An 18,179-nucleotide genomic window follows, 5' to 3' on the forward strand; every position below is an offset into this window, starting at 1 on the left:
CCGACGTCGGACAGGAGCAAGGTCTATGAGCACGGGCTACCGGGAGGTCGCTGCCGCCCTGCGGGAGGCGATCCAACGCGGCGACTACCCGCCGGAGAGCACGCTGCCGAAGCAGAACGAGATCGCGCAGGAGTTCGGCGTCAACGTCAACACGGTGCGCAAGGCAGTGGGTCTGCTTGAGGCGGAAGGCTTGGTCACCCCGGTACGCCGGAAGGGCACCGTGGTCCGGCCCCGGCCGCCCATGCGCCGCCTCGGTGTGGAGCGGTACGCCAAGAGCAAGTGGAAGTTCGGCCTGGTCGCCTTCGCTGCCGACCGGGAAGCGTCGGGCCAGTCGTGGAAGCGCGAAGACCAGACCAACCACGTGGACAAGGTGCCGGCCACTGCGCAGGTCGCGGAGGCACTCGGCGTCGACGTGGATTCGCCCGTCTACGCCCGAGCGCGCCTGGTCAAGCAGGACGGCAGGCCAACCCACACCCTGACCAGCTTCTACCGGCCTGAGCACGTCGAGAACACGCCTATCGTCGATCCGAAGCCGGGAACGGCGACCCCGGGCGGCGGATTCGCGGTGCTGACCTTGCAGGGGCTCGAGCCCGACCACATGACCGAGACCTTCCACGCCCGGATGCCCACCCCGGATGAATCCGCGGAGCTGGAGCTCCCCGCGGGGGAACCGGTCGTCGTGCTGCACCGGACTACCTACACTGCCGACGATGTCGCCATCGAGTTCGCCGAAGGCATCCACGCCGCGTCCCGGTTCGCCTGGACCTATTCGTTCACGATCCCCGATTGAGGCTCCGATGACCGCTCACGCGACCCTGCCCGGCGACGTGCTCGAGGACGCCGAGATCCTTTGGCGCTTCCACCGCCTAGACGACGAGCTCCGGCCCGTGGACGTCGCGATCGGCCTTGGCAGCCACGATGGGACTGTCCCGGTCTACGCTGCCGAGCTCTACCACCGCGGCCTGTTCCCGTGGCTCGTCTTCACCGGCGCCAACGCCCCCACCACAGTGGAGAGGTTTCCCCGCGGCGAGGCCATCCATTACCGGGAAATCGCCCTTGAACATGGCGTTCCGGAATCCGCGATCCTCGTTGAGCCAAAGGCCCGGCACACCGGGGAAAACATCGACCTCACTCGCGAACTACTCGCCGCCCACGGCATCCAAGTCCAATCCGCGCTGATCGTGTGCCGCCCCTACCAACAGCGGCGTGCCTACGCGACAGCCAAGCGACGGTGGCCCGAAATCAACATCCTCTGCTCAGCCATCCCGCAAGGACTCGGCGAGTACCTCCAGACCATCGGCGACCCGAACCGCGTGGTGAACATGCTCGTGGGCGACACCCAGCGACTCACCATTTACGCCGACACCGGCGACGCCATCCCCCAGGAGATCCCGCCGGAAGTGGCGCACGCGTACGAGCGGCTTGTCAGCAAGGGCTACACCCAACGCCTCATCCGGTAGCGGTCCGCGATTCGCCCTGCTGCGGCGTGCGTGTTCAGAGTTTCCTTACTTGTTCAAGGCGGCCCCTCCGGGGCCGCAGGCCTCAGCGCCTTTGCCCGCAGCCCAAGCGGAGGCATGCGGCCTGGCGGCCGGTCCTCCGCGGGCTGCGGGGGCGTGAGGAGGCCAGCGGCTCTATCCCGAAGGGGCCGCCAGAGCAACGCTGAAAAGATGCCCTCGCCGGGCGGGCAGATCTCCGGGATGGCAGGGGAGTGCACGAACGTTGCGGTCCGCGGTGGCCCTTCTCGCCATCCCATCGACCTCCCCGAGGGCTATCACGCCGTGTCAAGGGGGCAAGCTTTCCGAGGGACGCGTGGGCGGGGGCGGGACGTTGCCCCCTTGACGCGGCGTGATCGGGCTACGCCAGGTCGACGGGATGGCGAGCAGGACCCCCACTAGTAGGGAACTTCGAAGGCCAATGCATGCCATATTCATGCCACATGAGGCCAGGAACGCACGGCAAACGTCATGAGACGTTGTGAGGCGTTCCCGCAGCTCACAAGGGGTATGACGCTTGCGGCGCAGGTCGGGGGAGAGGCGAATAAGGTCAAGGGGTCGCAGGTTCAAATCCTGTCAGCCCGACGGTCGACAAAGAGCCCCTGATCTGGATGAATACCCAGGTCAGGGGCTTTTCGTCTATCCGGCAGATGATCACTGTCCCGATCCCCGCGGCCCTGAGCTTGGGACCAGTTCGGGACCGGCGATCAGCAGCTGGCCGCACCGGTGATCGACGCGTGGTCCGGGTACGGGTACCCATGCGTTGTGGTGAGCGCGCCATGCCGGCGATCTTCCGCAGGTGATGGACCGCCCCCCGGCATCAGTCAACCAGCTCAAACCGGAGGTCGTGCCGGATGACCAGGGGAGTGCAGGCCGCTTGCGCTGGCAGGGTGGCGCCAAGCAGCAGTGCCGGGTGCGCACCGCCACTTTGTCCGTCGCCGGAACAGACAGATCGCGTCGATGGACCTGCGCTGCGAGGCGAAGACTCCGTGATGTAGTCGGTTCGGGGCGGGTCAGTAACGGGGACGACGGAACAAATGCCGGGCCTTTCTCGCAACACTCCCCTTGGATGCGACTACATCTTGCTCCAGGTGGTCGCCCTCACCACGCAACACACCGGCGAAAGACGCAAAGGTGTTGGCGAACAACTCGGTATCGACGGAGCCGTCGAAGGCCCAGACGGCCTCAGGCACGCTCAGCCGTGGCATCTTCTCGCCGAATGACTCGAAGCGGCGCAGCACGCGCTCATGGATTTCCTGCACAAGCCCGATCCGCGCCTCGTCCTCACCGAGGTGTGTGTCGTAGCTCGGGTCCATGACGCCGTTGATACGGACCGTGGCGAGTACGGACCACCACTCCCGGGCCTCCAGCAGCCAGCCCGGCGGTGCGGACGTACGGTCGATTTCGGCGCACACCAGGTACATCCACGTCTCGGTGTGGGCGTCGGGCGCCCAGAATCCGACGCCCCGGAACCCAATGAATGTCCTCGGCATGTCCCTGATCCTGCTCTGACCGACGACTCCCAGGCAAACCAATTACCGATCCGACCAAAAACAGGCCGACACCGATCAGTTGTAAGAGCGTGTCGGGGCGGCTTCAAGGACGGATTTTTGTGCTCCATCACCTGGCGCGACGGATGGCCGAGCACGCCCGCGGCCGCGGCTAGCTCGTTGTCGGTGAACCAGCTCACGAGCCGAGAGGGCCGTTGATCGACGGCTTCGAGTCGGCCAGTCTGGCTGAGCACACCGGGGACCGGCATGTTGCCGCGGTCGCCGAGGTCGCGTCGAACATTCCCGGACCCATCGGTGCGGTCGCGAGTGGCGCGGCTGCCGCCGGCAACGCCATTCAAGGCAACTGGGCACAACGGCCCAGTTCGCCGCATCCGCCATCACCGGAGGTGTGAACCGATGGGTCGGACGAGCCGTCAAGGTGGCCAAGGCCATCGGCGGGGCGGTGTCACGAGTAAAACCATGCTGCGAAGGCGAAGGTTGCGGCGCGCGTATCGAGAACCCTGAATAGGGGTAAGGTGAGGGTCGAGATCGAGCATCGGAAAGGTTGGGCCGCATACGATTCGCACGGTAAGGGCTCACCATGAGAAAACCGTCGGCCGCTTGTTCCGGCTCCGCGCGAATATATCCAGGGCGGAAATCCAGGAATCCGAATGAAGGTAGGGAGAGCAAGGGGCCAGTATCGAGTATGGGCTTGAGGGATATTGTCAGAGTGCACGGTCATCTGCGGAGGCGGTAGGAGTTGTGGTGGTGAAGTTCACTGGGCTCGCAGACCTTGAGCGCAGACCGGGTCACATTGACTTCGACTTGGATGATGCCGGTAACCTCGACCTGAGAAACCAGGCTCACGTGGTGGCTGTCCGCTTCGTGTCGAACAAATCTAGTATGTCCGTGTTTATCGATTTCCGCATGGATGAAGACCCGGATCGTGGGGTTTCATTCGAATTTGTAGACGCTGAGGTGCTAAAAGTTGAACCATATCTGCCCCGCGGAATAGATCCGATATACGCCTTTGGGCTCTTGATGAATATCGATCATTGGCGCAATGTCGAAAATGGACGAGAGGGGTTTTCGTTCGAAACGACAGCTCTGTCTGTAGAACTTTACTCGTCGGAATTGAGGGCGCATCTTCTGCCTGCCTCTGGTTTCTCGCTCAAGTGAGCGGCTTCGAAACCTTGGGTTCCCGGCCGCGCTCGTCGAAGCGATCGATGCAGCTCAGGTTAAGCGCGCGACGCTGGAACAGAGACGCTTTCCCTAACTGCCTCCAAAGCCTACGCTACCATCATGCGAACACGGCAAACCAGGGCAGTCGCTCAAGGACTGCGCACGGTAGGAAATCGCGCTGTCGAAGCGAGTCGGAGCAAGGAATCGTCTCTCGCCAGGTAAGGACTTACAGAACATGGTCAACTTGGATCCGTACCGTGTGATTCTTGAGAGACTGTCGCGAACGCGTCCTCCTGCGCAGCCGCTGAAGGGCCGGGATTTCGACGAATGGGCGCGATTGGTCGAGATTGACTCCACTTTGAGTGGCTTCCTGACGGACAAGATCAATCACGGATCCATTGACTGGGCTGCGCTCGGCGAGATAAGGGGTGAGTTGGTCCAGATGGATCCGGAGGACCCTGAAATGGCGTCATGGCACTCAGTACTGACTGCTGAGCTGGATGCGATCGAGGGTTTGCGCAATTCCGCCTAGCTCGTAGACCAAACGATGGGCCCGTCGGTAGGAGGCCGGTTAAACTCGTCGAGCTCGAGGATCCGTGCCAGAACAGCGTGTCACGGCTCACTTCGGACCTTCATCCGCGCGAATCCCGCGGCCAGGGCAAAACCGCCGCTGGCCCGGGAACGGCGTCAGCCCTGGGCGCGGACGATGACCTCACGCGCGAGGCGTACGAAGTCAAGAAGCCGGACTGAGGCGCGATGGCCGGGCGATCCCCCGACATGACCGCCCAGCCGTCGTGCCGGCCGCGTCTACCGGTCCGGGGTGAACCGGACCGGCAGCTCGAGCAGACCGCGGAACGGGGAGGCCGGCGGCAGGCGGCGCAGCTCGTCCACCGGGACCGCCAGCCGGAGTCCGGGCAGGCGGTCGATCAGCGCGCCGATGCCGATCAGCGCCTCCATCCGGGCCAGCGAGACGCCGAGGCAATAGTGCACGCCGTAGCCGAAACCCAGGTGCGGACCCGTCCGGCGCACGTCCAGCCGGTCCGGATCGTCGAACCGCCGCGGGTCGTGGTTCGCCGCGTTCAGCACCACCCCGACGATCGACCCGCGCGGGATCCGCGTGCCGTCGTACTCGACGTCCTCGGTGGCCACCCGGGGACTGGCCACCGGGAGCGGTCCGTCGTAGCGGAGCAGCTCCTCGACGGCGTTCGGCAGCAACTCCGGCCGCTCACGCAGCAGGTCCAGCTGCCCGGGATGGCACAGCAGCGCCAGCACGGCGTTGCCGAGGAAGTCCGCGGTGGTTTGGTGCCCGGCGAACAGCAACAGGAACGTCGTCGACACCAGCTCCCGTTCGGACAGCCTGCCGTCCTGGTCGCAGGCGTCGATGAGCGCGCTGATCAGATCGTCACCCGGCTCGGTCCGCTTGCGCTGCACCAGATCCGCCAGGTAGTCGTGCAGTTGCAGCTGGGCCTGCTGCACCGCGGCCCGCTCCTCCTCGGGACTGCGCTTGATGGACCCGGACGTGCGGATCACCTGCGTCCAGCCGATGAACCGGTCGTGGTCGATCTCCGGGACGCCGAGCAGCTCGCAGATCACCACCATCGGCAGCGGGATGGCGAACTCCCGCATCAGGTCGGACTCCCCGGCCGGGACGATCTTGTCCAGCAGCCCGTCGACCACCTCCGCGATCCGCGGCCGCAGCGCCTCGATCCGGCGCGGCGCGAACGCCTGGGACACCAGGCGCCGCAACCGGGTGTGCTCCGGCGGGTCGGAGTTGAGCATGTTCTTGTTCAGCTCGGCCGAGTTCGGCCCGAAGAGCCGCAGGTAGTGCTCGCCGGGGCCGTAGAGGTCCTTCGACAGCCGCGGATCGGTCAGCGCGTCCCTGGCGTCGTCGAACCTGGTGATCAGGTACGAGTCGAACCGGGGCGAGCTGACCGGGCACACCGGGGCCTGTTCGCGCAGCCGCGCCCAGACCGGGTACGGGTCGGCGGCGAACGACTCGGTGTACAGCTCCGACGCCGGGACGGGGTGCTCGGTCATCGCGCCTCCTCGCTTCGCAGGCTGTACAGGACCTGGTAGGTCTGTCGCCGGGCGGACTCCCGCAGCTCGCGGACCACCCGCATCATGCGGTCCCGGTGCTCGCTGCGGCCGAACGCCTCCAGCAGTTCCCGGTCCGCCCAGTCGCTGATGATCAGGTAGCTGCGCGGGTCGTCGGTGTCGCGCACCAGGTCCTGCCGCAGGCACCCGTCCAGCCGGCCGATCTCCTCGGCGGCGCTGAGCCAGGCCGCCTCGAACCGCTGCTCGCACCCGGCCCGGGCCCGCATGGCGAGGACCGTGCGCACCGTGCCCGCCGGACCTGCCGCCGTCATCGGGTGCCCCCGAAGACCCCGCGCAGGTGCGCGGCCAGCGCGTCACCGTCCGCGGGACGGCTGCGGAACCCCACGTGGCCGTCCGGGCGCACCAGGTACAGCGCGGTCCCGGCGACGGCGTAGGTCCCGCGGAACTCCTCGCCCTGGTCCCGCAGCACCGGCGGGTCCAGCATCACCGGCGCCGGCGCGGTCGGGCTGAGCAGCAGGTACACGTCGAGTTCGCCGCAGGATCGCGCGCGGGCGTCGGCGCACAGCTTCTCCGCGACGAGCACGTCGGCCTCGGCTGCCGAATCGTCCGCGTAGATCAGCAGCGTGTGCCGCGTGCCGCGGGTCAGGTCGTGCAGCCGCAGCGGGTGGCCGACCCCGCGCCGCCGCAGCCCGCCCACGTCCGGGGCGCGCTCGCCCGGTCCCGGTCCGCCGTCGAAACCGCCCGACTCGCCGACCCACTGACTGTCCGCATAGGACACCAGCATGGACATCTCCTGCAGGAACTGGCGTTTCAGGTCCTCGCGGTCCAGTTCGTCGGTGCCCGCCAGCCGCACCGCGCGCCCGACGACCTCCTCGCCCTGCGGCCGCCGCTCCGTCTCGTAGGAATCCAGCAGTCCCGGCGCGGCAACGCCTTTCACCGCCAGGGCGATCTTCCAGGCCAGGTTGTAGGCGTCCTGGATCCCGGTGTTCATGCCCTGCCCGCCGGCCGGCGGGTGCAGGTGCGCCGCGTCGCCGGCCACGAACACCCGGCCCTCCCGGTACCGGTCCACGATCCCGTGGCTGATCCGGAACACCGACGACCAGCGCAGGTTCGACACCCGGGACCCGGCCGGGGCGAGCTGGTCGAACGCCGCCTGCACGTCGGCCAGCTCCGGCTCGGCCAGTTCGGCGGAGAACCCCGGCGGCGCGTCCCGCCCGCCGGTCTGCGCGAAGAACCGCGGCGGTGCCACCGTCGCGACCCGGTAGCGGGACTCGCCGCGCAACGGGACGCAGACGAGCATGTTGTCCATCTTCCCGTCGGTCTCGTGCAGGAACCGGAGCAGGTGCCCGTCCGGCACGTCCCACGCCACGTCCACGTCGGCCAGCATGAACAGCTGCGGGAACCGGCCGAGCCCACCGGTGAAGGTCAGCCCGAGCCGCTCGCGCACCGTCGAGTGCGCGCCGTCGCAGCCCACCAGGTACCGGGCACGCACGGTCTCGGTACCGCCGTCCACCGCGAGCGTGGCCACCACGCCGTCGGCGTCCTGGGTGAAGCCGGTCAGCTCCGCGCCCCGCCGCGGACGGACGCCGAGGGCGGCGAGCCGCTGGGTGAGGATGCGCTCGGTCTCGTACTGCGGCAGACCCAGGTGCGCGTACGGCAGTTCCGGCAGCTCCCAGCTCATCCGGTGGATCTCGGTGCCGTTGACGAACACCGCCTGCCCGGTCAGCCAGATCCCGCTGTCCATGGCATCGCGCACGATGCCCTGGTCCTCCCAGATCTCCATGGTGCGGCAGTGCACGCCGATCGCCTTGTCGGCGTGGGCCGGCGGTTCGGCGCGCTTTTCCACGACGCGGCAGTCGATTCCGCGCCGGGCGAGCTCGACGGCCGTGGTCAGCCCGGCCGGACCCGCACCGACGACGAGGACATCGGTTGTGGTGCTCATGTGGTTCTCCTTGCCGGCGACCGTTTCCGGACGCGCAGTGATGTGCAGGATGCGGCGACGGAAGTCGGCGGTGAACGGCAGGATCGGACCGGTCCGCAGGGTGTGGTCCGGGTCGTCGACCCAGGCGCGGAACGCCTCCTCGCTGCTCCATTCCGCGAAGATGTGGTAGGTGCAGGTGCCGGGATCGCGGAGCAGCTCCTCACCCACGTACCCCGGCACGCCGGCCATGCGCGCGGCGACCTCGGCGTAGCCGCGCTCGAAGTCGGTGCGCCGGTCCTCCGGCACGGTCACGGTGAACTCGACCCGGATCGGTGGCCCCTGCCCGGCAACGGTTTCCAGCACGTGGAACGCCTCGTCGCCGCACATCTGCCGCAGCGGGCGGAACGCCGCCGCCAGGTCCGCGGCGACCGGGCCGCCCCGGTAGTCGCGCAGCGCCCGCTCGTCGGCCCACTCGGTGACCACGACGAACGAGCGCGGATCGTCGGCGTCCCGCAGTAGTTCGCGCCTGCGGTTGCCGGCCAGCGCGCCGATCCGCCCGGACACCGTCCGCCACGCGGCTTCGATCGCGCCCTCGGCCCCCGGCCGGGCGCGCAACCGGTACATCGCCCGGATCATCCGCTCTCCCCGGCCGGCTTGCGCAGGACGACGGTGCTGTTGAACCCGCCGTACCCGCGGCCGTTGACGAGGACGACGTCCACCGGCATCCGGCGGAGCTCGCGCACGAAGTCCAGGCCGTACCCGGGGACCGGGTCGTCCAGGTTGCCCACGGCGGGCACCACGCCGTCGCGCATGGCGAGCATCCCGGCCGCGAGGTTGAGCGCCGATCCGCCCGCGCACAACCGTCCGATGTAGCCCTGCGGCGCGGTGACCGGGACCTCGCCGGCGTAGTCGCCGAAGGTGTCGCGGATCGCCCGCACCTCGAGCGCGTCCAGCTCCCGGCTGCCCGCGCCGTCGGCGATCACCAGGTCGACGTCCTGCGGCTCGATCCGGGCGTCCTCGATCGCCCGCCGCATGCACCGGGTCAGCTGGGTGGCGTCGGTGGCGGGGCGGTGGTGGTGGTGCGCGTCGTGCGTCGCCGCGTACCCGGCGACCTCGGCGTACATCCGCTCGGCGTGCCGGCGGCGGGCCTGCTCGATGTCCTCGACGACCAGCACCGCGCCGCCCTCGCCCGGGGCGTAGCCGTTGGCCGACACGTCGAACGGCTTGTAGCCGTACCGGGGGTCGGGGTTGGTCGTCAGCCGGCCGCTCGCCGACTGGCAGGCCAGTGAGTACGGGCACAGCGGCGCCTCGGTGCCACCGGCGATGACGGTCGGCGTCCCCCGGCGGATCGTCCGGCGCGCGTAACCGATGCTGTCCAGCCCGCCGGCGCCCTCGGTGACCACCACACTGGACGGTCCCTTCGTGCCGTGCCGGATGGACACCTGGCCGGTGTTGGCGGCGTAGAACCACGCGATGGACTGGTAGGCGCTGACCGCGCGCCGGCCCTGCGACCACAGCGCCTGGATCTCCCGCTGGCCGAACTCCACACCACCGGAGCCGCTGCCGAACGCCACCCCGGTGTGGTAGCGGTCCCGGCCGCCGACGTCGTAGCCGGCGTCCTCGAGCGCGAACCCCGCCGCCGCCAGTGCCATCCAGGTCCACCGGTCGGTCTGCACGGTCAGCCGGTCGTCGATGTAGTCCTCCGCCCGGAACCCGGGCACCTGACCGGCGATCGTCGTGTCGTAGCCGCTGGCGTCGAACGCCTCGATCGGCCGCACGTGCAGCTCACCGTCCATGGTGGACCGCCAGTACGGCTCGGTGCCGACGCCGCTGGGGGCGACGATGCCGATCCCGGTGATCACGACCGCGTTCACGGCAACCTCCCCGGTCCGGTGAGCAGCATCGCCGACTGGAACCCGCCGAACCCGCTGCCCACCGACAGCACCACGTCCAGCGCCTGGTCCCGGGCCGTGACCGGCACGTAATCCAGGTCGCACAACGGATCCCGGCGTTCGTAGTTCGCCGTCGGCGGCACCACGCCGTGCGTGATCGCCAGCGCGCACGCGGCCAGCTCGATCGACCCGATGGCGCCGAGCGAGTGCCCGATCATCGACTTGATCGAGCTGACCGGCACCCGGTAGGCGTGCTCGCCCAGCGCACGCCGGAACGCCGCGGTCTCGTGCACGTCGTTCTGCTTGGTGCCCGACCCGTGCGCGTTGACGTAGTCGACGGCCTCCGCGGGCAGCTGCGCCTGGCGGAGCGTGTCGTCGATCGCCGCGGCCATCTCCACCCCGTCCGGGCGCAGCCCCGTCATGTGGAAGGCGTTGCAGCGGTTGGCGTATCCGGCGACCTGGCAGTAGAGGTGCGCGCCGCGGCGCCGGGCGTGCCCGGCCTCCTCCACGACCAGGACCGCCGCACCCTCGCCCATCACGAAGCCGTCCCGGCCGGCGTCGAACGGGCGGGAGGCGTGCTCCGGGTCGTCGTTGCGGGCCGAGGTCGCCCGGATGGCGTCGAAGCACGCCATCGTGATCGGCGAGATCGGGGCGTCGGTGGCACCGGCGATCACCACGTCGGCGTCGCCGTCCTCGATCAGCTGGTGCGCGTACCCGACCGCGTCGATCCCGGACGTGCATCCGGTGGAGATCACCGCGGCCGGGCCGTTGGCGCCGAACCGGACCGCCACCTCGGCCGCCATGCTGCTCGGCACCAGCGCCTCGTACAGGAACCGGGTGCCGTAGCGCGGATCGACCAGCCAGTGGCGCCCGCCGTCGGAGAGCACCACGAACTCGTCCTCCAGCCGCGTGGTGGCCCCGACCGCGCTGCCCATGGCCACGGCGAGCCGGTCGTGGTTGAGCGCGTCGGGCTCCAGCCCCGAGTCGGCGACCGCCTCGCTCGCCGCGACCAGCGCGAACTGGGCGAAGCGGTCGCTGCGCTCGACCTCCTGCGGGGTCAGCCCGGCGGCCAGCGGGTCGAAGTCGCACTCGGCGGCCATCTGGGAGCGGAACTGGTCCGGGTCGAAGAACGAGATCCGCCGGGTGGCGGTCCGGCCGCTGGTGATGCGCTGCCAGAACTCCTTGCGCCCGTTGCCACCGGGCGCCACCACGCCGATCCCGGTGATCACCGACGTGCGTGCGCTCATCCCGGCTGCCCTTCGGTGTCGACGTGGCCGAGCTCGGGGCGCGGCGCGAGGGGGCTGAGGCTGAACACCGCCAGCGCCTCGTCCGCGGCCTCGTTCATCAGCCGGTGCCGGACCCCGATGGGGATGTGCACGCCGTGGTTCGCCGGCACCGTGACCGGATCCCCGTCCAGGCGCACCGTGATCGTGCCGCGCACGCAGAACAGGTACTCCTCGGAGTACGGGTGCCAGTGCTCGGTCACCACCTCGCCGGGTCCCAGGGTCACGGTGCCGAGGAAGCCCGTGGTGGTGCCGACCGTCGCCGGGGACAACAGGGTGCGGACGTCGCCGCCCCGGCGGCGGTTGGGTGCGACGTCGTCCGTGCCGACGACCCGGGCCGAGTTCGCGGTGGCGGTCATGGGGTGTGCTCCACGACCTGCTCGACCTTGCGCGCGATGATCTCCATCTGGACCTTGGAGTTGCTGTTGATCCGCTCGGTCATCGCGGCGTCGTCGACCGGCGCGTCGGTCCGCATGGCGAAGTCCTGCACCCAGCGCATCCGGGTGCCGGTGCCTTCCTCGTGGTAGGTCCATTCGATGTCCATGTACTCGAACGGGCCCTTCTCCACCCGGTGGGCCAGGACCCGGCGCTGCTGCGGGTAGAGGGTGCGTTCGGAGATCCAGCTCCAGCTGGTGCCGTCCGCGTCGGGGTGCATGGTCAGCCGGAACGTCACCGTGTTGCCGTGGCGGCCGAGGATCTCCGCGCTCGCGTACTCGGTGAACAGGTCCGGCCAGGAGGCCACGTCGTTGGTCATCTCCCAGACCTTGTCGATCGGCGCGTCGATGTAGATCGTGTTTTCGGTGTGCCCGCTCATGCCGCGTGCTCCTCCAGCTGCCGGTTGACCGCGGCGACGACCTCCGCGAACGAGCCGCGTTCCAGGCCCTCGTCGGGGAGCTCGAACCCGTACCGGGCTTCGAGCGCGGCCTGCACGGCCAGGAACGCCAGGGAATCCAGACCGACGGCGTCGAGCGTGAGGCTCCCGTCGGCCGTCCGGTCCTGTGCCGGAAGCCCGGCCTTCTCCTCGAGGATGTCCATCAGGTCCGACAAGCGGAACTCGTGGGTGATCATGACGTACCGTCTCCTTTCTCCTCGTTCAGGAATTCGTCGACGAAGTGGATCGTGTGCTCGCCGGCGCGGAACGCCGGGTGGTTCAGCACGGCCCGGTGGAAACCCGCCGTCGTGCGGATCCCCTCGCCGTGCACGTCGAGCTCGGCCAGCGCCCGGTCCATCCGCGCCAGCGCGACCGGGCGTTCGGGACCCCAGGCGACGACCTTCGCGAGCAGCGAGTCGTAGTGCGGCGGCACCCGGTCACCGGTCCGGTATCCGGCGTCCACCCGGATCCAGGGACCGGCGGGCGGCTCCCACCGGTCCAGCACGCCCGGTGCCGGGGCGAAGGAGCGGTCGGGATCCTCGGCGTTGATGCGGCATTCGATCGCCGCACCGGTGAACCGCACATCGTCCTGGGCCAGCCTGAGCGGCTCACCGGCGGCGACCCGGATCTGCTCGGCGACCAGGTCGATCCCGGTGACCACCTCGGTGACCGGGTGCTCGACCTGGATCCGCGCGTTGAGCTCCAGGAAGTAGAACCGGCCGTCCTCGCCGACGAGGAACTCCATGGTCCCCACCCCGGTGTAGCCGATGGACCGCACACCGCGGACCGCGGCCTGTCCCATCTCCGCCCGCAGCCGGTCGTCCAGCCGGGTGGACGGGGATTCCTCGACGAGCTTCTGGTGCCGCCGTTGCACCGAGCAGTCCCGTTCGCCCAGGTGCACCGCGTGGCCGTGCTGGTCGCACAGCACCTGGATCTCGACGTGCCGTGCGCCGACGAGGAACCGTTCCAGGTACACCGCGCTGTCCCGGAACACGGCGTGCGCGGCGCTGCGGGTGGCGAGGTAGGCGGACCGGAACTCGTGGCTGTCCGGCACCACGGTCATGCCCCGCCCGCCGCCGCCGGCCGCCGCCTTGATGATCACCGGGTAGCCGATCCCCGCGGCCACCCGCTCGCCGTCCTCCACCGTGTCCACCGGGGTGTCGGTGCCGGGCAGCAGCGGGAGCCCGGCCTTCGCCATCAACCCCTTGACCGCGGCCTTGTCGCCGAGTTCGGCCATCACCCCGGGCGGGGGACCGACGAAGGTGAGCCCCTCGGCGGCGCAGACCTCGGCGAAGTCCGGGTCCTCGGACAGGAAGCCGTAGCCGGGGTGGACCGCGTCCGCGCCGGTCTGCCGCGCCGCCTCGATCAGGTTGGGGATGTTGAGGTAGCTGTCCTTCGGGGCGGCGGACCCCACGCACACCGCGGTGTCGGCGACCGCGACGTGCTGCGCTTCGCGATCGGCGGTGGAGTACACCGCCACCACCTCGATGCCCAGCTCGCGGCAGGCGCGGGCGACCCGCACCGCGATCTCGCCCCGGTTGGCCACCAGCATCCGGCGGATCATCCCGGCGTCCCCGGTGCCAGGACGACGAGCGGCTGGTCGAACTCCACGGGCTCGCCGTTGCCGACCAGCACGTCGACGACCGTGCCGGTGCACTCGGCGAGTACCGGGTTCATCAGCTTCATCGCCTCCACGATCGCCAGCGTCTGGCCCTTCTCCACGGCGTCGCCCGGTGCCACGAACGCGGGCGCACCCGGCTGCGGCGCGGTGAAGAACGTCCCGACCAGCGGTGCGCGCACCACCACCCCGTCCAGCACCCCGTCCACCGCGCCGGTGGCCGCCGCGACCGGGTCCGCGGACGGCCGTCCCGGGACGGCCGCCGGTTCCGGGTCCGTCCACTCCACCTCGAGGCTGTGCCCGGCGGCGTGCATGGCGATCCGCCGCACCGTGCCCGGCAGCCGGGTCACCGCGGCCACCTCGGCGGCCAGCGCGTGCAGGATGGCGCAGTGCTCGTCGGTGTGCCCGGTGCCGGTCATGCCGACCTCACCTCGCTCGTCCGCCGCTCACCGAAGGAGCGGAACCGCCGGTACCGCAGGGAGAGCAGTTCGCGCGCCGGGATGCCGGCCAGCTCGTCGAGCTGATCGAGGACCGCCCGCCGCAGGTTGGCGGCGGCGACGTCCGGAGCCAGCTGCGCGCCACCCGCGGGCTCGGGGACGACGGCGTCCACGATGCCGAGGTCGAGCAGTTCCGGTGCGGTGATCCGCAGCGCCCGGGCCGCCTCGGCAGCGGCGTCCGCGGACCGCCACAGGATCGCCGCGCAGCCCTCCGGGCTGATCACCGAGTAGAAGCCGTTCTCCAGCATCAGCACCCGGTCGGCGGTGGCCAGGGCGAGCGCGCCCCCGCTGCCGCCTTCGCCGGTGATCACGGACACGATCGGGACCGGGAGCGTGCTGGCCCGCGCGATGCACTCGGCGATGGCGGTGGCCTGTCCGCGCTCCTCCGCCTCGATCCCCGGGTACGCGCCGGGCGTGTCGACCAGGCAGACCACCGGCAGCCGCAGCGAGGCCGCGTACTCCATCAGCCGCCGCGCCTTCCGGTAGCCCTCCGGGTGGGCCATGCCGAAGTTGCTGGCCACCCGCTCGGAGGTGGTGTGCCCCTTCTGGTGACCGATCAGCATCACCGGCCGGTCACCGATCCGGGCCGGGCCGCCGATCACGGCCGGGTCGTCGCCGAAGCAGCGGTCCCCGCGCAGCTCGCAGAACTCGTCGAACGCGGTCGCCAGGTAGTCGGCGGTGGACGGCCGGTCGACGTGCCGGGCCCGGCGGACCGTCTCCCACGGGTCCGTGGTGGTGAGCGCGGCGGCGCGGTCGATCGCCGGCGCCCCGCCGCCGGGACCGGACCGGGTGCGGGCACCCGGCGCGTGGATGCGCAGCAGCCGGCGCACCAGCGGGCGCACCTCGGCACGGGGCACGACCGCGTCGACCATCCCGTGGTCGGCGAGGAAGTCGGCGGTCTGGAAACCGGCCGGCAGCTCCTGCCCGACGGTCTCGCTGATCACCCTCGGACCAGCGAACCCGACGAGCGCCCCGGCCTCCGCGAGCACCACGTGACCGAGCGTCGCGAACGACGCGCTGACCCCGCCGAACGTCGGGTCGGTGAGCAGGCAGACGGAGAGCACCCCGTCGTCCCGCAGCCGGGCCATGGCCTGCGCGGTCTTGGCCATCTGCATCAGCGACAGGCAGCCCTCCTGCATCCGCGCGCCGCCGGAGGAGGTGACCAGCAGCAACGGTGTGCGGGTGCGCCGCGCGCGCTCGGCGGCCGCGGTGACGCATTCGCCGACGGCGGTGCCCATGCTCCCGCCGAGGAACCGGAAGTCCAGCACGGCGACCACCAGCGGGAACCCGCCGACCTCGGCCGTGCCGAACACGACGGCCTCCGGTTCGCCGGACTCCCGGCCTGCGGTGGCGAGCCGGTGCCGGTACGGCTGCTGGTCGTGGAACCCGAGCGGGTCCCGGTGCCGGTCGGCGGTCGGCGGCAGGGCGTCCGCGGTCCGCTCGACGAATGTGCCGACGTCGACGAGCTGGGCGATCCGCTGCCAGGGGGACAACCGGGTGTGGTGGCCGCATTCGGCGCACACGCCGAGGTCACGGGCCAGCCGTTTGCGGTACAGCAGCGTCCGGCAGCCGGGACAGCTCACCCAGCCGGCCGCGTCGCCCGCGGACACGGAGGAGAGCTTGCCCGGCGCCGGCGCGCTCAGTCGTCGGCTCGCCACCGGTAGAACTCCTTCGCGACCGCGTCCGCCGGCGTGCGCCAGTTGTCCGGGTCGTAGGGGCTGATGTAGGAGCTGAGGTCTTCCATGATCTTCGCGAAGGCCGGCCGGCCGTGGTTCTCCTGCATCGCGGTGGCGACCGGGGCGTCGGCGCGTTCGATGACGTGCAGGTACACGTCCTCGAGCGAATACAGGTAACGGGCGGTGATGCCCATCTTCACCGGGAGCGGCCCGGCGTCCGACTCGGCGAAGATGCGCGCCACCTCCGGTTCGGTACCGGGCTTGATGCGCGCCACGATCACCGCCTGGTAGTTCGCCGGCCGGGACTCGTTCCCGTTCGGGGTCCAGTGGTAGAACTCCTTGGCGACGGCGTCCGCGGGGACCTTCCAGTTCTCCGAGTACGGCGTCACGTACGGGTCGATGTCCTCGCAGATCTGCTGGAACGTGGGCAGTCCCCGGGCCTTGCTCAGCGACACCTTGGGATCCACGTTGCGCTCGATGACGTGGATGTAGAGGTCCTTCAACGAGTACAGGGTCCGGCCGATCACGCCGAAGTCCTGGGGTCTGGTGGTCTCGTCGTTGCGCGCGAAGATGTCGGCGACCTTCTCCTCCGAGTCGGGGCGGATACGGGCGACGATCACACTTCGGTAGGTCATGGCAGTCCTCCTCACTGCTACTGGCCGCGGCCGGGCGGTGTCGTGCCGCTCGTGACCGCGAGGTGCAGCGAACCACTGCCGCCGTGCCCCCGGCGTGCGCGCGACGTGGCGGCCGCGGGGCACGGGCGCCGGTGCGCCGTGACCGCGCGGTCGCGGGGTGGTGGCCCGGTCGTGACGACGGCGTCACCGGAGCGTGGCCGGTGCGTGGCCGCCTCGGCGGTATCCGCCGGAAATGACCAACATCAAAATGCGTGAATTCACTGCGTACCGTGCAATTCCGGGACGTCGATGATCTGTGTCCGGAGTGACGATTCCGGAGCGTGCCGGCAGTCGTCACGGACCGTTCGCGCGATCGTCTTGTCGGGTAACACCTGTTGCGGTGCAAGAAGAATCCCCTCGTCCAACGGACAGTCGCGGACTAAACGGCTCGATGGACCTATCTCCGCCACTCGATCGGGTTCTATTTCGGATCGGGCCTCTGCTCGAAATCGGAATCGGGCGCTGCTACAATTTCCCTCAATGATGTTCAATCCGGCTGGCCCGGGTATCCGGTCACGGCCATCGTGGGCCACCGGGTGGGCCGGCAGGCGTCCCTGCTTCGGCCTCGGATGGTTCGATCGCGCCGTGACGCACGAAGCGGGCACTCGTTCCCACACGAGAGGAGCCCCGGTTGTGCCGACCTGGTCCCGTCCCCAGTCAGAACCGAGAACCGGCGCGGTCGCGCAGGCCGGCACCGGGTACGGCGAGCCCGCCGACCTGGACGCCGGTCCGCCGCGGCCGCGCGTTGCCGTGCCGGTGCGCCGCTCCGCGGAGCGGACGACCGGCGCGCGGACCGAGCAGCCACCGGTACCGCGCCCCGAGTTCGCGGTACGACTGCTGCCGTCCTGGCGGCTGACCCGCAACCAGGTCGACGTCGACGTGCCGGGGCCCGCGCAGCGGCTCATCGCGCTCCTCGCGCTGAACGGGCCGCACAACCGTTCCTTCCTGGCCGGCACCCTGTGGCCGGAACGATCCGACGCCCAGGCCTACGCCAACCTGCGGTCCGCGCTGTCCCGGCTCGCGACCCGCGACGTGGGCGTCGTCCAGGTCAGCAGGCAGATGCTCGCGCTGGCGCCGTCGGTGTCGGTGGACGTGCACGACCTCGTCCAGGCCGCCGAGTCGATCCTGTACGGCGGGTCGGACGAGCCGCCGGACACCGCCGAGATCCTGCGCCTGCTGCACGTCGGTGACCTGCTCTGCGGCTGGTACGAGGACTGGGTGCTGACCGCGCGGGAACGCCTCCGCCAGCTGCGGCTGCACGCGCTGGAGGCGGCGTCCGGACGGCTGGCCGACGCCGGCCGGTACGTGGAGGCGCTGGACACCGCCATGGTGTGCGCGCACATCGACCCGTTGCGGGAGAGCGCGCACCGGTCGATCATCCGGGTGCACCTGCTCGAACGGAACCACACCGAGGCCATCCGGCAGTTCCGCCGCTACCGAGACCTGCTGCGGGCCGAGCTGGACATCGAACCGTCCCCCGAGATCCGGCGACTGCTGCGCGCGGTCGACGACTGAGCACCGCCCGCC

The 18,179-nt window shown here is 70.0% G+C and carries 19 protein-coding genes; 6 read left to right on the forward strand and 13 right to left on the reverse strand.

All coding sequences use genetic code 11. The annotated features are described in order from the left end of the window. Nucleotides 1-25 precede the first annotated feature (25 nt). On the forward strand, nt 26-790 hold the full coding sequence (locus FHX45_RS25830) for a GntR family transcriptional regulator (protein WP_167107150.1): 765 nt from the start codon (nt 26-28) through the stop codon (nt 788-790). Between the two features lie 7 nt (nt 791-797). Further along, nucleotides 798-1,460, forward strand: a complete 663-nt coding sequence (locus FHX45_RS25835) for a YdcF family protein (protein ID WP_167107179.1) — start codon at nt 798-800, stop codon at nt 1,458-1,460. 1,046 nt (nt 1,461-2,506) lie between these two features. Here FHX45_RS25835 and FHX45_RS25840 read toward each other — a convergent pair. Further along, the gene (locus FHX45_RS25840) at nt 2,507-2,986 is read right to left on the reverse strand and encodes a hypothetical protein (protein ID WP_167107182.1); all 480 of its coding nucleotides are present in this window, start codon (nt 2,984-2,986) and stop codon (nt 2,507-2,509) included. Between the two features lie 212 nt (nt 2,987-3,198). On the opposite strand from FHX45_RS25840, the gene FHX45_RS25845 reads away from it, so the two are divergent. From FHX45_RS25845 to FHX45_RS25855, 3 genes are all read left to right on the forward strand, one after another. Then, complete coding sequence (locus FHX45_RS25845) at nt 3,199-3,396, forward strand: hypothetical protein (RefSeq protein ID WP_167107185.1); 198 nt, start codon at nt 3,199-3,201, stop codon at nt 3,394-3,396. A gap of 352 nt (nt 3,397-3,748) precedes the next feature. After that, nucleotides 3,749-4,162: a hypothetical protein gene (locus FHX45_RS25850; RefSeq protein ID WP_167107188.1), complete on the forward strand. Its 414-nt coding sequence runs from the start codon at nt 3,749-3,751 to the stop codon at nt 4,160-4,162. 238 nt (nt 4,163-4,400) lie between these two features. Next, nucleotides 4,401-4,697 carry a hypothetical protein gene (locus FHX45_RS25855; protein ID WP_167107191.1) on the forward strand — a complete coding sequence of 99 codons (297 nt, stop codon included), beginning with the start codon at nt 4,401-4,403 and terminating at the stop codon, nt 4,695-4,697. Between the two features lie 275 nt (nt 4,698-4,972). Here FHX45_RS25855 and FHX45_RS25860 read toward each other — a convergent pair whose 3' ends face one another. The 12 genes from FHX45_RS25860 to FHX45_RS25915 are packed head-to-tail and all read right to left on the reverse strand — an operon-like array spanning nt 4,973 to nt 16,613. Next, nucleotides 4,973-6,202 (reverse strand): cytochrome P450 family protein, encoded by a 1,230-nt coding sequence (locus FHX45_RS25860; protein ID WP_167107194.1) that lies wholly within the window; start codon nt 6,200-6,202, stop codon nt 4,973-4,975. Continuing rightward, the gene (locus tag FHX45_RS25865) at nt 6,199-6,531 is read right to left on the reverse strand and encodes a putative quinol monooxygenase (RefSeq protein ID WP_167107197.1); all 333 of its coding nucleotides are present in this window, start codon (nt 6,529-6,531) and stop codon (nt 6,199-6,201) included. Before FHX45_RS25865 ends, FHX45_RS25860 begins: the two co-directional genes overlap by 4 nt. Continuing rightward, nucleotides 6,528-8,777, reverse strand: a complete 2,250-nt coding sequence (locus FHX45_RS25870) for an FAD-dependent oxidoreductase (RefSeq protein ID WP_167107200.1) — start codon at nt 8,775-8,777, stop codon at nt 6,528-6,530. The genes FHX45_RS25865 and FHX45_RS25870 overlap by 4 nt, the downstream gene beginning before the upstream one ends. Further along, nucleotides 8,774-10,015 (reverse strand): beta-ketoacyl synthase N-terminal-like domain-containing protein, encoded by a 1,242-nt coding sequence (locus FHX45_RS25875; protein WP_341771615.1) that lies wholly within the window; start codon nt 10,013-10,015, stop codon nt 8,774-8,776. Before FHX45_RS25875 ends, FHX45_RS25870 begins: the two co-directional genes overlap by 4 nt. After that, on the reverse strand, nt 10,012-11,280 hold the full coding sequence (locus FHX45_RS25880; RefSeq protein ID WP_167107203.1) for a beta-ketoacyl-[acyl-carrier-protein] synthase family protein: 1,269 nt from the start codon (nt 11,278-11,280) through the stop codon (nt 10,012-10,014). Before FHX45_RS25880 ends, FHX45_RS25875 begins: the two co-directional genes overlap by 4 nt. Further along, nucleotides 11,277-11,675, reverse strand: a complete 399-nt coding sequence (locus FHX45_RS25885; RefSeq protein ID WP_167107206.1) for a cupin domain-containing protein — start codon at nt 11,673-11,675, stop codon at nt 11,277-11,279. The genes FHX45_RS25880 and FHX45_RS25885 overlap by 4 nt, the downstream gene beginning before the upstream one ends. Then, nucleotides 11,672-12,130 carry an SRPBCC family protein gene (locus FHX45_RS25890; protein WP_167107209.1) on the reverse strand — a complete coding sequence of 153 codons (459 nt, stop codon included), beginning with the start codon at nt 12,128-12,130 and terminating at the stop codon, nt 11,672-11,674. Before FHX45_RS25890 ends, FHX45_RS25885 begins: the two co-directional genes overlap by 4 nt. Beyond that, nucleotides 12,127-12,384 (reverse strand): acyl carrier protein, encoded by a 258-nt coding sequence (locus FHX45_RS25895; protein ID WP_167107212.1) that lies wholly within the window; start codon nt 12,382-12,384, stop codon nt 12,127-12,129. Before FHX45_RS25895 ends, FHX45_RS25890 begins: the two co-directional genes overlap by 4 nt. Then, nucleotides 12,381-13,751 carry an acetyl-CoA carboxylase biotin carboxylase subunit gene (gene accC, locus FHX45_RS25900; RefSeq protein WP_167107215.1) on the reverse strand — a complete coding sequence of 457 codons (1,371 nt, stop codon included), beginning with the start codon at nt 13,749-13,751 and terminating at the stop codon, nt 12,381-12,383. The genes FHX45_RS25895 and accC overlap by 4 nt, the downstream gene beginning before the upstream one ends. Further along, nucleotides 13,748-14,224, reverse strand: a complete 477-nt coding sequence (locus FHX45_RS25905) for an acetyl-CoA carboxylase biotin carboxyl carrier protein (RefSeq protein WP_167107218.1) — start codon at nt 14,222-14,224, stop codon at nt 13,748-13,750. The genes accC and FHX45_RS25905 overlap by 4 nt, the downstream gene beginning before the upstream one ends. After that, on the reverse strand, nt 14,221-15,960 hold the full coding sequence (locus tag FHX45_RS25910) for an acetyl-CoA carboxylase carboxyltransferase subunit alpha (protein WP_341771616.1): 1,740 nt from the start codon (nt 15,958-15,960) through the stop codon (nt 14,221-14,223). Before FHX45_RS25910 ends, FHX45_RS25905 begins: the two co-directional genes overlap by 4 nt. Then, nucleotides 15,942-16,613 (reverse strand): TcmI family type II polyketide cyclase, encoded by a 672-nt coding sequence (locus tag FHX45_RS25915; protein WP_167107221.1) that lies wholly within the window; start codon nt 16,611-16,613, stop codon nt 15,942-15,944. Before FHX45_RS25915 ends, FHX45_RS25910 begins: the two co-directional genes overlap by 19 nt. 672 nt (nt 16,614-17,285) lie before the next feature. Between FHX45_RS25915 and FHX45_RS28660 the strand changes: the two genes are divergently transcribed. Continuing rightward, complete coding sequence (locus FHX45_RS28660) at nt 17,286-18,167, forward strand: BTAD domain-containing putative transcriptional regulator (protein WP_167107224.1); 882 nt, start codon at nt 17,286-17,288, stop codon at nt 18,165-18,167. The last annotated feature ends 12 nt before the right edge of the window (nt 18,168-18,179 follow it).

It is taken from the genome of Amycolatopsis granulosa (assembly GCF_011758745.1).
Classification (GTDB): Bacteria; Actinomycetota; Actinomycetes; order Mycobacteriales; family Pseudonocardiaceae; genus Amycolatopsis_E; species Amycolatopsis_E granulosa.